Genomic DNA, 14,332 nt, shown 5'->3' on the forward strand with positions numbered 1-14,332 from the left:
CTGCGCCGTCATCACCCACTCGCCCGGGGCGCTGGTCGCCGCCGACGCGGCGCTCGAGTTCGGGCACGTGATCCTCCACACCCGCCCGCTGCCGCGCGAGCGGGCCGCCGCGGCGGGGCGCGCGCCACGCGAGCCCTCCGACGTGGAGCTGCTCGCCGGTGCGCTGAGTCAGCTGGCCGCGCAGCCGCGCGAGGCCTACAAGGTGGCTCGCGACGCGGGAACCAACGCGTTCGGACTGGTCAAAGGCACGAGGATGGCGGTACAGGCGGCCGCGAACGCGGTGCGCGCGGCGACCTCGGGCGTCGCCGACAGCCCACTGAACGCCCGCACCTCGCGCAGCCGCCGCTTCGACGTGGTCCGCACCGATCTCGAGGACTACCGCACCATCCGGCGCCACTTCGACTGCTCGATCAACGACACCGTGCTCGCGGTGGTCACTGGAGCGCTGCGCAACTGGCTGCTCTCGCGCAACGAGGCGCTGGTGGAGTCGACGAATCTGCGCGCGGTGGTGCCGATGTCGGTCTACGTCGACGGCGGCGACCAGCCGACGCCGGCCAGCGAGGTGTCCTCGTTCCTCATCGATCTGCCCGTCGGGGAACCGAATCCGGTGATGCGCCTGTCGCACATCTCGCACGCCACCGAGGCCGCCGGACGGCAGCGCCGCGGTGTGCGCGCCCGCACGCTCGTGCACCTGGCGGGATTCGCTCCGGCCAGCCTGCACGCGATGAGCGTGCGCTCGGCGAGTACCTTCGCCGACAACACGTTCAACCTGGTGATCACCAACGCGCCGGGACCACAGACCGCGATGTACATCGGCGGCGCGCGCATGCTGGAGATGTATCCGGTCTCGCCGCTGTTGCGTAACCAGACGTTGAGTTTCGGGCTCACCTCGTACGACGGTCAGGTCTTCTACGGACTCAACGCCGACCGCGACGCCATGGCCGATATCGACGTTCTCGCCGCGTCGGTGCACGAATCGATGGAGGAGTTGCTCGGTGCCTGTCTCTGAGAACGGCAAACTGCGGGTCTACGTCCCGGCGACGATCCCGATGCTGCGTCAGCTCGTCGCCGAACGGGAACTGTTCCCGCTCGGCGCGACCGCCTTCGCCGTGACGCCCGCCCTGCGCGAGGCCTACGCCGCCGGTGACGACGACGAACTGGCCGAGGTGGCCATGCAGGAGGCGGCCAGGGCGTCGCTGCGCCTGCTCGCCGCCGAGCGCGACGGCGTCGACGACGACACCGCCGACGGCGCGGAGACCGCGCCCGGCGGCCCGGTGTACCGGCGCGCGGTGATCGCCGCCGACGTCACCGGCGCCAAGCTGCGCCCGGACCTCGACGACGCCGTGGTGAAGCTGGCCGGGCCGATCACCTACGACCAGGTGGCGTCGGTGCACGTCGACCTGATCGAGGCCGAACCCCAGGTCGCCAAGGCCGTCGACGTGATCGACGCGGCCGATCTGGGTGACCAGGACGCGGAGTTCGTCCTCGGTGACGCCGAGGACCACCAACTGGCCTGGTACGCCACCCAGGAACTGCCCTTCCTGCTGGATCTGCTCTGAAACCTACGATGCCGTAACCTGGCAGCGAGCGAGCCACCCCACGGCGGCTCGGATGCACAACAGGGAGACAACGGCAAGCATGGTCATGAACAAGTTCCGGGAATGGCTCGAAGCGCCGGCGGCGCAGGTCGCCGACCGCGGCGGCAAGCTCAATGTGCTGCGCGGCGCGGTCGCCCGGGTGACCACCCCCCTGCTCCCCGACGACTACCTGCACCTGGCCAACCCGCTGTGGTCGGCGCGGGAGCTGCGCGGGCGGATCGTCGAGGTGCGCAAGGAAACGGCCGACTCGGCGACGCTGGTGATCAAGCCGGGCTGGGGCTTCGACTTCAAATATCAGCCGGGCCAGTACATCGGCATCGGCGTCCTGATCGACGGCCGCTGGAACTGGCGGTCCTACTCGCTGACCTGCCCACCGGACTGGACCGGCGAGGGCGGCAAGCGCCTCATCTCCATCGCGGTGAAGGCCATGCCGGAAGGCAAGTTGTCCAGCCACCTCGTCAACGGGGTGCCCGCGGGCACCATCGTGCGGCTGGCCGCGCCGCAGGGCGGGTTCGTGCTGCCCGAGCCGGCCCCGGCCAAGGTGCTCTTCCTCACCGCGGGCAGCGGCATCACCCCGGTGATGTCGATGCTGCGCACGATGGACCGGCGCGACGGCGTCACCGATGTGGTGCACGTGCACTCCGCGCCCACCGACGCCGATGTGATGTTCGGCGCCGAACTGCGCGCCCTGCACGACAAGCACCCGAGCTTCGTCTCACACCTGCAGCTGACCGACGCCCACGGCCTGTTCTCCCTGGCCAGCCTCGACGAGCTCTACCCCGACTGGCGCGAGCGCGAGACCTGGGCGTGCGGACCGGCGCCGATGCTCGACGCGATCGAACAGCATTGGAAGGCAGCGGGAATCCCGGAGAAGCTGCACATCGAACGCTTCGAGGTGGAGCGCTCCGCGGTCGGCGAGGGCGGCACCGTCACCTTCGGCACGACCGGCCGCACCCTCACCGTCGACGGCGCGACCAGCCTGCTCGAGGCAGGCGAGTCGGTCGGCGTGCAGCTGCCCTTCGGCTGCCGGATGGGCATCTGCCAGACCTGCGTGGTGACGCTGTCGGCCGGACATGCCCGCGACCTGCGCAACGGCGACGAACGTCAGCCCGGCGACAAGGTGCAGACCTGCATCTCCGCCGCCGCGGGTGACTGCACGCTCGACATCTGAACACCCCACCGGCACCCGGCACCAGGTACCCTCGGAGTCATGCGTCGGCCATATGACTGGCTGACAGCGGCTGGTCAAGGGCCCGTGTGCCGACCGGTACACGCAGGGCCGGAAATCAGCGGCACGCCGCTCGTTTCCGGCCCGCTCGGGTTCCGGACCACACCAGCCGCCAACCGACAAGAGAGGACCCCGGTGGCCATCACCGATATCCAGGCCTTCGCCCATCTCACGGCCGCCGACATCGAGACCCTGGGGAAAGAACTCGATTCGATCCGCCGCTCGGTGGAGACCTCACGCGGTGAGCGCGACGCCAAGTACATCCGGCGCACCATCGCCGCCCAGCGCGCGCTCGAGGTCGCGGGACGCGCGGTGCTGTTCGGCAGCCGTAACCGCTGGGCCTGGCTCGGCGGCACCGCGCTGTTGTCGGTGGCCAAGATCATCGAGAACATGGAGCTCGGGCACAACGTGAGCCACGGGCAGTGGGACTGGATGAACGATCCGGAGATCCATTCCACCAGCTGGGAATGGGACATGACCGGCACCTCGGCGCAGTGGCGCCGGGCGCACAACTACTCCCATCACACCTACACCAACGTGCTCGGCAAGGACGAGGACCTCGGCTTCGGCATCCTCCGGATGACCCGCGACGAGGCCTGGCATCCCAAGCACCTGGTGCAGCCCGCCGCCAACCTGCTGCTGGCCGCCACCTTCGAGTGGGGCATCGCGCTGCACGATCTCGGGATCGAGAAGGAGCTGGCCGGTATTCCGACCAAGCAGCTGCTCTCGGAACCGAACAAGGACTTCGCCCGCAAGGCGGGCCGTCAGGTGGTCAAGGACTTCGTCCTGTTCCCCGTGCTGACCGGACCCGCGTGGAAGTCGACGCTGAAGGCGAACGCCACCGCCAACCTGGTCCGCAACCTGTGGGCCTACGCGGTGATCTTCTGCGGGCACTTCCCCGACGGCGCCGAGAAGTTCACCATCGAGCAGCTCGACGGGGAGACCCAGGGCGAGTGGTACCTGCGCCAGATGCTGGGCAGCGCCAACTTCAAGGCCGGTCCGGTGATGGCCTTCATGAGCGGCAACCTCTGCTACCAGATCGAACACCACCTGTTCCCCGACCTGCCGAGCAATCGGTACCCGGAGGTCGCGGTGCGGGTGCGCGAGCTGTGCGACAAGTACGACCTGCCCTACACCACGGGCTCGCTGGGCAAGCAGTACCTGCTGGCCTTCCGCACCATCCACAAGCTGGCCCTGCCCGACCGCTTCCTCAAGCGCACCGCCGACGACGCGCCGGAGACCTCGTCGGAGCGCAAGTTCACGGGCATCTCACTGCCGGAGGCCCTGCGGGTCGATCCGGACACGGGCAAGCGATTCGGCCTGCGTTCGGCGCTGCACGACGCGAAGGTGTCGCTCGAGATCAAGGCGCGCCACGAGAAGGAAGTGCTGCGTGAGGCCAAGGCGACGCTGAAGGCGCGCGCACGGCAGGAGAAGCTCGCCCTGCGCGAGGCCAAGCGCGCACTGGGCGAGCGGGCCAAGCACGAGCGGGGCGCGATGCGCGACCGTGCGGCCCGTCGAATGGCTCGCCGGGGCTGAGATAACATCTCGGTTTCGATTCCGCAATAGGACGTTTCACACATTCCAGACCCGAAATCGCCAACCTACGCTCTCGTAACCTACGGTACTGTAACCGGCATGGCGATCTCGGATGTCAAGGAATACGCGCACCTCACCGCTGCGGATGTCGAAGCCCTCGGAGCGGAGTTCGACGCGATCCGCCGCGAAATCGAATCCTCGCGGGGAGCGGCCGACGCGCGCTATATCCGCAATGTCATCCGGTTACAGCGCGCGCTCGAGATCAGCGGGCGCACGGTCCTGTTCGCCAGCTTCCTACCGCCCGCCTGGCTGGCCGGCGTCGCCCTGCTCGGCACCGCCAAGATCATCGAGAACATGGAGATCGGGCACAACGTCATGCACGGGCAGTGGGACTGGATGAACGATCCGGAGATCCACTCCACCTCGTGGGAATGGGACAACGCGGGCCCCTCGGCGCACTGGAAGATCACCCACAACTTCCTGCACCACAAGTACACCAACGTGCTCGGCATGGACGACGACATCGGCTACGGTCTGCTGCGCGTCACCCGTGACCAGCGCTGGATGCCGTTCTACCTGGGCAACCCGATCTACAACCTGCTGCTGCAGATGCTGTTCGAGTACGGCGTCGCCATCCAGCACCTGGAACTGGGCAAGGTCGCCAAGAAGAAGTGGACCAAGGACTCGCCCGAGTGGAAGCAGTTCGACGCCGACCGCAAGCTGGTGCTGAAGAAGATCGGCAAGCAGGCCGCCAAGGACTACCTGATCTTCCCGCTGCTCACGGGCCCCTCGTTCTTCACCACCCTCACCGCCAACCTGGCCGCCAACGTGGTCCGCAATGTGTGGACCAACGCGGTGATCTTCTGCGGGCACTTCCCCGACGGCGCCGAGAAGTTCACCAAGGCCGACATCGAGGGTGAGACCCAGGGCGAGTGGTACCTGCGCCAGATGCTCGGCAGCGCCAATATCAGCGGCGGCCCGGTGATGCACTTCATGACCGGCAACCTCAGCCACCAGATCGAGCACCACCTGTTCCCCGACCTGCCGAGCAACCGCTACGCCGCGATCGCGGTGCGGGTGCGCGAGCTGGCCGAGAAGTACGACCTGCCCTACACCACCGGCTCGCTGCCGGTGCAGTACTTCAAGTCGTGGCGCACGATCCTCAAGCTGTCGCTGCCCAACAAGTACCTGCGCCACACCACCGACGACGCGCCGGAAACCAAGTCGGAGAAGCTGTTCGGCGGTAACGCCGTCGCGACCGTCGACCCGGTGACCGGTCGTCGGCGTGGCCTGCGCACCGCACTGGCCGCGGGCCGCAAGCTGGCCCGCCGTTCGGCGGCCTGAGCGTCTGGTTGACTGATCGGCGTGTGTGCCGACCAGCTCAGCGTCTACGACGCGATCCGCCTGCGCCGTGACGTGCGTGCCGAATTCACCGGCGAGCCTGTCGACGACGAGACCCTCTGGCGCATTCTGGACGCCGCCCATCGCGCGCCCAGCGTCGGCAATTCACAGCCGTGGGACTTCGTCGTGGTCCGGCAGGCGGACACGCTGCGCCGCTTCGCCGAGCACGTCGCGGACAAGCGGGTGGAGTTCCGGGACGCGCTGCCCGCCGACCGCGCGGCGACCTTCGACCCGATCAAGATCGAGGGCATCGTCGAGAGTGGCACCGGCGTCGTCGTCACCCATGACGATCGCCGGGGCGGGCCGCAGGTGCTCGGGCGGGCGAGTGTGCCGGAGACCGGCGTGTACTCGACCGTGCTGGCGATCCAGAACCTGTGGCTCGCGGCGACCGCGGAGGGGGTCGGCGTCGGCTGGGTGTCGTTCTACGATCCGGACTTCCTGCGGGCGCTGGTCGACCTGCCCACCGGCATCGAGCCGGTGGCCTGGCTGTGTGTCGGTCCGGTGCGCGAGTTCCAGCGGGTACCGGACCTGGAACGGTTCGGCTGGCGCTCCGGGCGGGCGCTCGCCGAGGCCGTGCATCGCGAAACCTTCGGGGGCTGAACACGATCCGGGCACCCGCTGGTGGCGGATGCCCGGAATCGGTCGCGGCGATCAGGCCAGTCGGATCAGGCCGTAATCGAAGGCGTGTCTGCGGTAGACCACCGAGGGGCGGTCGGTTTCGCGATCGTGGAAGAGGAAGAAGTCGTGCCCGACCAGTTCCATCTGGTAGAGCGCGTCGTCGACCGACATCGGCGTCGCGGTGTGCACCTTGGTGCGCACGATATGGCCGGGACCGCTGAGGTCCTCCTGTTCCTCACCGTGGTCGTGTGCGGCCGCGCCGTTGGGCGCGGTGAACAGCGCGTCGTCCACGAGGGTCGCGGTTGCCTGCGCGACCGAGACCGGCGTCTTGTCGCCGTAGTGCACGACGCGCCGCTTGTCCTTGCTGCGGCGCAGCCGGCTCTCGATCTTCTGGGTGGCCGATTCGAGCGCCGCGTAGAAGCTGTCAGCACAGGCTTCCGCGCGCACGATCGGGCCACGTCCGCGTGCGGTGATCTCCACCCGCTGGCAGGCCTTGCGTTGACGACGGTTACGTTCGTGGAACAGTTCCACATCGAACAGGAATATCGACGGGTCGAAGCGCTCGAGCCGAGCCAGCTTCTCCGCGACGTGGATTCGATAGTGGTCGGGGACTTCGACATTTCGACCGGAGACCACCACTTCGGCGTTGGGACTCTGGGTCGAGGTGTCGGCGCTGTCCTCCAGCGCCGTGGGGTCAGCATCTCGTACTGATGCCCGTGCAGAAGTCGTCACGCGTACCTCCCGGATATGGCTGTACACGATCGAATGTGTACAGCGGGATTGAGCTGTGCCGATCGGGAATCGCTCGGCACCAGATGTCCGCGGCGCCACCTCCCAAAACTTGCTCGTTCGGTGTGTGATCGCGACGCTAGTCCGCCACGGGCAAGTGCGCCACTGTTCACGCAAATTTCGCGGAGTCAAGCCGTACAAGTCACCAAAACCGCGCGCGGACGTACACCGAACCGGCTAAGGACACGGACCGATTCGGTCGCTGTCGCCCCGGTCGTGAGCACATCGTCGACCAGGATCACCTCGGCGTTCGCGGCGATCGCGGCCGCCGCGACAGCCCTGTGGACGACCATGATCCGGCCCCGCAGATTGTGTGCTCGCTCATGGATCGTCAGGCCCACCGAATCGCGCACACCCCGGCTCATCCGCAGCAGCGTGACGGTCCGGCTATCGATCAGCCACCGCGTCGCGGCGCTCGCGCAGCGCGTCACCGGGTCGCCGCCGCGGCGCCGGGCGGCCGTCCCGCGGGTGGGCGCCGGAACGAGCACCAGCGGGCGATGAGGGGCCCGCAAGGCGGCAAGCGCGGTCGCCAGCGCCAGCCCGAGCGGATCGGCCAGATCGCGGCGTCCGTGCTCCTTGGCAGCCAGCACCGCCCGCCCCGCCGGGCCCGCGTAGGGACCGAGTGCCCAGCACGGGACGCCGGGATCGGTGCGCGGGCGCACCCGCACCGGGCCGCGGCTCAAGGCGGTGGCGCAGTCGCCGCACCAGGCGGTACCGGGCGCACCGCAGCCGCCACACCGGGCCGGGATCACCAGATCGAGCAGCGTGTTCATAGCGACCGAGTATCACCCCGGCCACCGACAGATCAGCTGGGCAGTACCGGGACGACGCTGTCACCGGTCAGGCCGGGCACCTCGCGCCAGAAGCGGTCGTTGCGGGCCGGGTCGGCGGTCTGCAGTTGGAGCACGGCCCGGGAATCGGCGACGTACTGGGTGGCGGGCGCCGCCGTCACCACCCGCACCGGCGGGGTGAGGTTCTGCGAGGTCACCGGGCTGAACTGGGAGCCGTCGATGGAGACGGTGAAGACCGGGTCGACATTGCCCTCGCGCGCGACCATCAGCGTGTCACCGGTGACCCAGCTCAGCGAGACCGCGCGGGTGCTCAGGCCGAGCGCCACCGGCACGGGCCTGGTGAGCGCGTACCTGCCGTCGCCGCCGCGTTCGACCACCGCGACATAGACCTTGCCGTCGGCGATCAGCGCCGCCCGCACACCGGTGCGCGACACCACCACCTCCGAGATCGGCGGCCGCGGCGCGCCCGACCCCTCGAACAGCGCCGAGGTGTCGACGTCCTGCACCGAGACATTGCCGGTCGCGCGGTCGGTGACCGCCCGGATGACCCGATCGCCGTCGACCACCGTCCAGGCCGCGCCGCCGTCGGCGGTCCAGGACGGGCGGGCGATGGTGGCGCCCTCGGCCACGCCGAACGCCTTCGCGCCGTAGTTTCCGATCAGCAGGGTCCGGCCCGGCTCCGGCGCCGGTCTGCCGGTGTCGGCCACGGCGGCGACGAACTGGCCGTCGGCGGAGATCCCCACCGACTGCAGGTTGGTCGCCTCGCCGAAGGAGCCGCTCGGGGTGACGATGCCGTCCTGGGTCACCTGGACCAGGGTGCCGTTGCGCAGCGCGTGCAACCCGATCCGGTTCTGGCCCGGCGCCGACGCGCTGAACTGGTCGAGGTCGGCGACCGACCAGCCGTTGGCCGCGTACCGGTCGTCGAGGGGCTTGCCGTCGGCGAGCAGCACGTACGGTCCCAGGATGTCGGCGCCGGCCAGGGTCATCACGACCTGCGCGGCGAGCAGTTCGCGTTCGCGCTGGCCGAGCGCGCCCGCGCCGGCGAAGTCGATGCGCACCCCGCCGATGCCGATGCCCACCTCACCGGGTTCGTTGTTGGCCTTGGTGATCGGGCCGCGGACACTGATCGGCGCGGCGAGCTGATTGCGCACGACGGGGGCGATGGTCGACTGCGGGCCGCTGCCGAGCATGGCGATCAGCCGCTCGGTGAGCTGGGCGCGCGGGACCGCGACCCAGCGCGGGTCCGGCACCAGCACCGAGCTGGCCGGATCGACGTATTGCAGCACGTAGCGCCGATAGACCTTCTCGAACGTGCTCGAGTCGAAGACGACGCCGTCGGGCAGCTCGGTGATCCGCCATTCGCCGTCGATCTTGCTCATCTCGATCTTGTTCTCGAGCGTCCCCTCGACGGCGCGGTAGCTGCCGTCGCCCGCCAGCTCGCCGACCTTGCGCGCCCGGATCACGTAGCTGGCCTTGTCGCCGGAGCGCGATTCGCGCAGGGTGTCGGGACGGTCGACGATCGTGGTGCTCGCCTCGTCGTTCCACTCGGCCGCCGCGTCGGGCGCCATGTACTGCCTGGCCGCCGCGTGCCGGTTGGCCGGATCGGCGCTGGCGGTGAGGAAGTCGCCGACCAGCAGGTCGGGGTCGCGGCCGGACTGGGGTGGCGGCGGGCCCTCGGAGGTGGGCGCGCGGTTGATGGTGCCCAGTGCTTGCGGCGCCGAGGACTCCGGCAGGCTGGCGCAACCGCTCAGGACCAGCAGGCCGGCCAGCACGGTCGCCAGCAGGGCGGCGCCACGACCAGCGTTAGTCATGACTGTCGGTCTCCGGTCTCGGTGGACATCGGCTCCTCGTCGTCGGCGCCGGTGCCCGCACGCCCATCGGTCGGTGGCTCCGCCGCGTCGACCTCGGCGGGCTCGGGTGCCGCGGTGTCCGCGGGCTCGACGGTGTCGGGTACGTCGTCCTGGCCGACCTCGGGCAGCGCGGGCACCTTGCGCAGCATGGGTTCCAGCGCGAGCGGGCTCCCACCCAGTTTGCGGCCGCGCACCATGGGCAGCAGCAGCCGGAAGCTGGCGCCGACCCCCGGATCGCCCCACGCCTCCAGCCTGCCCTCGTGCAGGTTGGCGTCCTCGACGCTGATCGACAGGCCCAGGCCCGTACCGCCGGAGCGGCGCACCCGCGAAGGGTCCGAGCGCCAGAACCGGTTGAACACCAGCTTCTCCTCGCCCGGCCGCAGGCCGACACCCTGGTCGCGGACCACGGTCGCGACCGCGTTGGCCTCGCTGTCGCCGCGCATCCGGATCAGCACCGGCTTGCCCTCGCTGTGGTCGATGGCGTTGGCGAGCAGGTTGCGCAGCACCCGCTCGACGCGCCGCGGGTCGACCTCGGCGACGACCGGCTCCTCGGGCAGATCGATGACCAGCTCGACCCCGGCCTCCTTGGCCAGGTGCCGCACCGTGGTGATCGCGGCCCGCGCGCACATCCGCATGTCCAGCGATTCCACCTGCAACTCGGCCACGCCCGCGTCGTGCCGGGAGATCTCGAGCAGGTCGTTGAGCAGGCCCTCGAACCGGTCCAGCTCGTTGACCAGCAGTTCGGAGCTGCGGGCCAGCGCCGGATCGAGATCGTCGCTGGAGCCGTGGATGAGGTCGGCCGCCATCCGGACGGTGGTGAGCGGCGTGCGCAACTCATGGCTCACGTCGGAGGTGAACCGGCGTTGCAGATTGCCGAATTCCTCGAGCTGGGTGATCTGGTTGGACAGGCTCTCGGCCATCTCGTTGAACGCCTGTGCGAGCCGGGCCATGTCGTCCTCGCCGCGCACGAGCATGCGTTCCTTGAGCCTGCCGTCGGCGAAGCGGCCCGCGATCCGCGCGGCCGACCGGATCGGCAGCACCACCTGCCTGGTGACCAGCGCCGTGATCGCGGCGAGCAGCACCAGCAGCACGACGCCACCGATGAGCATCGTGCCGCGCATCAGCGACAGGCTCGACTCCTCGCTGGCCAGCGGGAAGATCAGGTAGATCTCCAGCGTCGCCACCTCGGCGCTCGGGCTGCCGATGATCAGCGCCCTGCCGCGGTAGCCGTCCGGGTCGGCGACGGTGGTGAACTGGTAGGACACCTGGTTGCGCTGCACGAAGCGGCGCAGTTCCTGAGGTACCTCGGAGATGGAACTGGTCGCGATCTCCTGCGGCGGCGTACCGCCGACCATCGCCAGCGCCGAGTCGAAGCTACCGGCGGCGCCGCTGGACTGCCCGCCGCTGCGGCTCGACAGCGCGGCTCGCGCGTCGGCCAGTTGTTGCTGCTGGCTGGTGGCGTCGTGCACGCCGGAGAGGATGTTCTCGATCGTGCTGCGCGCGCGATCCATCTCCTCGACCGCCGCGTTGATCTTGGCCTCGAGCAGCCGGTCGGTGATCTGACCGGTCAGCACGACACCGAGGATCGTGATGACGATGAGCGAGAGGGTCAGCGTCGAGACGATGACACGCAGCTGCAGCGATCGGCGCCAGAGATGACCCAGCGCGGTCCCGACGGCCTGGAACCAGGCCATGACGGGATCCGCCCATCGCCGCAACCGCGTGACGAAGGTGTGCGCACGACTGTCGTGCGCTGGAGGCGCTGACGCTGTACCGGCAGGTCGACCGTCGGTCACAGCGGCGCCTCGCGGGTACCGATCACGGCGGTCCGGCCTTGTAGCCGACACCGCGGACGGTCAGCACGATCTCCGGGTTCTCCGGATCCTTCTCGACCTTGGCGCGTAGTCGCTGCACGTGCACGTTGACCAGGCGGGTGTCGGCGGCGTGCCGGTAGCCCCAGACCTGCTCGAGCAGCACCTCGCGGGTGAACACCTGCCGCGGCTTGCGCGCGAGCGCGACCAGCAGGTCGAACTCCAGCGGGGTGAGCGAGATCTGCGTGCCGCCGCGGGTCACCTTGTGCGCGGGCACGTCGATGACGATGTCGGCGATCGACAGCAGCTCGGCGGGCTCGTCCTCGGTGCGCCGCAGCCGCGCGCGTACGCGGGCGACGAGCTCCTTGGGCTTGAACGGCTTGACGATGTAATCGTCGGCGCCGGACTCCAGACCGAGCACCACGTCGACCGTGTCGGTCTTGGCGGTGAGCATCACGATCGGGACGCCGGAATCGGCCCGCAGGACCCGGCACACGTCGATGCCGTTCATGCCGGGCAGCATCAGGTCCAGCAAAACCAGGTCGGGGCGGATCTCCCGCACCGCCGACAGGGCCTGCGTGCCGTCGCCGACCACGTGCGGGTCGAACCCTTCCCCGCGCAAGACGATGGTCAGCATCTCAGCGAGCGCCATATCGTCGTCGACGACCAGAATCTTGGGCTTCATAGTCCTATGTTGTCATCTCCCAGGCCAGGATCGGGCCGCCACGCCATTAATCGCGCGAACCTCCTGGCGTATCCAACCTTATCCGGCAAAGATTTCCGAGCAGAGGGTGAGCAGCGCTGGCCTATCGTCATCGGATCGGTATGTCCACCAGCGGCCGTGCCAGTCCCGGTCGGCGAGCTGACGGTAGACCTCGCCGGTGCGCTGCTGCAGGCCGCCGTCGCGCTCGTAGGCGTCGAGGGCGCGGGCGGTGTCCAGTTCGCCACGGCGCCGGGCACGTTCGGCCGCCACCTCGGTGGGGATGTCGATCAGGACGGTGAGATCGGGGGCGGGCAGCGCCAGTCGGCCGTACTCCAGATCGCCCACCCAACCGACGATTTCACCATCGGCGTCCTGGGCCGCCCTGGCCGCCGAATAGGCCGCGTTGGAGGCCACCCAGCGGTCCAGGATCACGATGTCGTTGGCATCCAACAGGTTCGACAGTTCCGCGCGCGCGTCGGCGCGGTCGAGGGCGAACATGATCGCCATCGCGTTGATCGAGCCGGCCAGGTCGCCGTGGCCGCCGCGCAGGGCCTCGGCGGCGAGGTCGGCGTGGATCGAACGGCCGTATTGCGGGAAGGCCAGGCTCGCGGCGCGCAGGCCCTTTCCGGACAAGTCCTCGATCAGGCCGTCGATGAGCGTGCGCTTGCCGGCGCCGTCGAGTCCTTCCACCGCAATCAGTACGCCCATGATCGGTGAGATTACCCGGCCCGGAATCGGGGCGGGCGCCGGTGTGACCGCGCGGGTCGGGCCGGGCGGCCCAGGTAGGCCCATTGACGCTCTGAGCGGGGCGATATTCGCCGTTTCCGCCATTCCCGGATATGTGAAGTGTTCTCATTCCAGAGTCCCCGGAGTCGGTGCCCGCCCTGACTTCGGGGGCGCACCACCCGGCCCGGCCGGGACCCGCTCGACCCAGGAGTCACCATGCGTCACCGCACCACCCTCCGCGCCGCCGTCGCCGCCGCGGCCCTCGGACTCACCCTCGCCGGGAGCGGCCTCGCCGCCGCCGCGCCCACCGCCGAACCGATCCGGCACGGCCACCACTCCGGACTGCTCTCCGGCTCCGCCGAGGCGGGGTCCTCCGCGCTCGGCTCGGCCGCCCGCGGATCGGCCGAACTCGCCGCCTGCGTCCTGCTCGAGGCCGTCGTCCCGCTGCCGGTCTGCCTGTTGCTCAGCTGACCGGTACGGCACGGACCTGCCACCAGAACTGCGGTCTGGTCCGTGCCGACGACCCCCGCGAGGATTCCGCCATGCACAAGATCTTCCGCACCACCGCCGCCACGCTCGCCCTCACCGCCACCCTCGCCTTGGGCACCGCCACCGCCGAGACTCCGGTCGCCACCCCCGACGCCGGATCCTCGGAGGCCTTCAACTCCGTGATGTGTGCCGTCCTCGGCATCAGCAGCGAGCACAACATCTTCTGCACCGGCGTGATCATCGGCTGACGCCCCCCGCCCGACCACCTCTCGAAGGCACCCGATGTTCGTTCGCACACTGACCACCTCGACCGCCGCGCTGGCCGCCGTCGCCCTCCTCGGCGCCGGGACCGCGACGGCGGACTCCCCGACCCCCACCGCGGTCGCCGACATCGCCAGCGGCTCCGACGCCGTCATGCCGCTGTTCAACGACCTGGTCATGTCGGGCTCCGGCCAGGCCGTGATCACCGGGAGCAACGCGCTCGGCGCCGCGACCGGATCCTCCGATCTGCTCGGGGCGCTGCTGTGCGGCGCCCTGTCGGCCAGCGCCGACGGCCGCCCGACGATCTGTACCACCGGCCCCGTCGGCTGAGCGACCCCCGGAAACGGAAACGGCCCGCCGACAACGCCGAACCCACCGGCATCTACTTCGGCACCCGCAACGGCGTCCGTCACGCCGAGGTCGAAGGCATCGTCGCGGCTTGCTTCACCCATCGCGACAGCCGCGCAGGCGATCCCGACCTGCACACCCACGTCCTGGTCGCGAACAAGGTCCGCACCCTGGACGGCAAGT

General features: G+C 69.6%; 16 protein-coding genes. 10 read left to right on the forward strand and 6 right to left on the reverse strand.

Translation table 11 applies throughout. The features are described from left to right. From QH270_RS24710 to bluB, 6 genes are all read left to right on the forward strand, one after another. Positions 1–1,009, forward strand: a 1,009-nt coding sequence (locus QH270_RS24710; protein ID WP_280346476.1) for a WS/DGAT domain-containing protein, incomplete at its 5' end; no start/stop codon positions are given. Between the two features lie 10 nt (positions 1,010–1,019). Next, positions 1,020–1,559, forward strand: coding sequence for a DUF6912 family protein (locus QH270_RS24715; protein WP_432420425.1), 540 nt, complete (start codon positions 1,020–1,022; stop codon positions 1,557–1,559). Between the two features lie 79 nt (positions 1,560–1,638). Beyond that, positions 1,639–2,769 carry a ferredoxin reductase gene (locus tag QH270_RS24720; RefSeq protein ID WP_280346477.1) on the forward strand — a complete coding sequence of 377 codons (1,131 nt, stop codon included), beginning with the start codon at positions 1,639–1,641 and terminating at the stop codon, positions 2,767–2,769. Between the two features lie 192 nt (positions 2,770–2,961). After that, a complete protein-coding gene (locus tag QH270_RS24725; RefSeq protein ID WP_280346478.1) occupies positions 2,962–4,362 on the forward strand; it encodes a fatty acid desaturase family protein in 1,401 nt (466 codons plus the stop codon). Positions 4,363–4,461: 99 nt separating this feature from the next. Next, a complete protein-coding gene (locus QH270_RS24730) occupies positions 4,462–5,706 on the forward strand; it encodes a fatty acid desaturase family protein (protein WP_280346479.1) in 1,245 nt (414 codons plus the stop codon). 21 nt (positions 5,707–5,727) lie between these two features. Beyond that, positions 5,728–6,363, forward strand: coding sequence for a 5,6-dimethylbenzimidazole synthase (gene bluB / locus QH270_RS24735; RefSeq protein ID WP_280346480.1), 636 nt, complete (start codon positions 5,728–5,730; stop codon positions 6,361–6,363). Between the two features lie 51 nt (positions 6,364–6,414). Here bluB and hpf read toward each other — a convergent pair whose 3' ends face one another. The 6 genes from hpf to QH270_RS24765 form a co-directional block, all read right to left on the reverse strand. Continuing rightward, entirely contained in the window at positions 6,415–7,113 is a 699-nt protein-coding gene (gene hpf / locus QH270_RS24740) for a ribosome hibernation-promoting factor, HPF/YfiA family (protein ID WP_167456172.1), read from the reverse strand. Between the two features lie 185 nt (positions 7,114–7,298). Continuing rightward, the gene (locus QH270_RS24745; protein ID WP_280346481.1) at positions 7,299–7,943 is read right to left on the reverse strand and encodes a ComF family protein; all 645 of its coding nucleotides are present in this window, start codon (positions 7,941–7,943) and stop codon (positions 7,299–7,301) included. A gap of 32 nt (positions 7,944–7,975) precedes the next feature. Further along, positions 7,976–9,772: an MtrAB system accessory lipoprotein LpqB gene (gene lpqB / locus QH270_RS24750; protein ID WP_280346482.1), complete on the reverse strand. Its 1,797-nt coding sequence runs from the start codon at positions 9,770–9,772 to the stop codon at positions 7,976–7,978. Next, a complete protein-coding gene (mtrB, locus tag QH270_RS24755) occupies positions 9,769–11,505 on the reverse strand; it encodes an MtrAB system histidine kinase MtrB (protein WP_280346483.1) in 1,737 nt (578 codons plus the stop codon). The genes lpqB and mtrB overlap by 4 nt, the downstream gene beginning before the upstream one ends. Positions 11,506–11,629: 124 nt before the next feature. After that, positions 11,630–12,307: an MtrAB system response regulator MtrA gene (gene mtrA / locus QH270_RS24760; protein WP_067491393.1), complete on the reverse strand. Its 678-nt coding sequence runs from the start codon at positions 12,305–12,307 to the stop codon at positions 11,630–11,632. Positions 12,308–12,385: 78 nt separating this feature from the next. Continuing rightward, positions 12,386–13,033 carry a dTMP kinase gene (locus QH270_RS24765; RefSeq protein WP_280346484.1) on the reverse strand — a complete coding sequence of 216 codons (648 nt, stop codon included), beginning with the start codon at positions 13,031–13,033 and terminating at the stop codon, positions 12,386–12,388. Positions 13,034–13,267: 234 nt separating this feature from the next. On the opposite strand from QH270_RS24765, the gene QH270_RS24770 reads away from it, so the two are divergent. The 4 genes from QH270_RS24770 to QH270_RS24785 all read left to right on the forward strand — a co-directional run. Further along, entirely contained in the window at positions 13,268–13,522 is a 255-nt protein-coding gene (locus tag QH270_RS24770; RefSeq protein ID WP_280346485.1) for a hypothetical protein, read from the forward strand. 71 nt (positions 13,523–13,593) lie between these two features. Next, the gene (locus tag QH270_RS24775) at positions 13,594–13,788 is read left to right on the forward strand and encodes a hypothetical protein (RefSeq protein WP_280346486.1); all 195 of its coding nucleotides are present in this window, start codon (positions 13,594–13,596) and stop codon (positions 13,786–13,788) included. 34 nt (positions 13,789–13,822) lie between these two features. After that, positions 13,823–14,131, forward strand: coding sequence for a hypothetical protein (locus QH270_RS24780; protein WP_280346487.1), 309 nt, complete (start codon positions 13,823–13,825; stop codon positions 14,129–14,131). After that, positions 14,065–14,332, forward strand: a 268-nt coding sequence (locus tag QH270_RS24785) for a relaxase domain-containing protein (protein WP_280346488.1), incomplete at its 3' end; no start/stop codon positions are given. The genes QH270_RS24780 and QH270_RS24785, both read left to right, overlap by 67 nt.

Origin of the sequence: Nocardia neocaledoniensis (genome assembly GCF_029868625.1) — a bacterium.
In the GTDB taxonomy this organism is placed as follows: domain Bacteria; phylum Actinomycetota; class Actinomycetes; order Mycobacteriales; family Mycobacteriaceae; genus Nocardia; species Nocardia neocaledoniensis_A.

Excerpts from the sequence above, each read along its gene's own strand:
- QH270_RS24780 (WP_280346487.1), top strand. The coding sequence starts at position 13,823 with ATGTTCGTTCGCACACTGACCACCTCGACCGCCGCGCTGGCCGCCGTC.
- QH270_RS24720 (WP_280346477.1), top strand. The coding sequence starts at position 1,639 with ATGGTCATGAACAAGTTCCGGGAATGGCTCGAAGCGCCGGCGGCGCAG.
- mtrA (WP_067491393.1), bottom strand. The coding sequence starts at position 12,307 with ATGAAGCCCAAGATTCTGGTCGTCGACGACGATATGGCGCTCGCTGAG.
- QH270_RS24770 (WP_280346485.1), top strand. The coding sequence starts at position 13,268 with ATGCGTCACCGCACCACCCTCCGCGCCGCCGTCGCCGCCGCGGCCCTC.
- lpqB (WP_280346482.1), bottom strand. The coding sequence starts at position 9,772 with ATGACTAACGCTGGTCGTGGCGCCGCCCTGCTGGCGACCGTGCTGGCC.
- QH270_RS24745 (WP_280346481.1), bottom strand. The coding sequence starts at position 7,943 with ATGAACACGCTGCTCGATCTGGTGATCCCGGCCCGGTGTGGCGGCTGC.
- QH270_RS24730 (WP_280346479.1), top strand. The coding sequence starts at position 4,462 with ATGGCGATCTCGGATGTCAAGGAATACGCGCACCTCACCGCTGCGGAT.
- QH270_RS24775 (WP_280346486.1), top strand. The coding sequence starts at position 13,594 with ATGCACAAGATCTTCCGCACCACCGCCGCCACGCTCGCCCTCACCGCC.
- QH270_RS24765 (WP_280346484.1), bottom strand. The coding sequence starts at position 13,033 with ATGGGCGTACTGATTGCGGTGGAAGGACTCGACGGCGCCGGCAAGCGC.
- mtrB (WP_280346483.1), bottom strand. The coding sequence starts at position 11,505 with ATGGCCTGGTTCCAGGCCGTCGGGACCGCGCTGGGTCATCTCTGGCGC.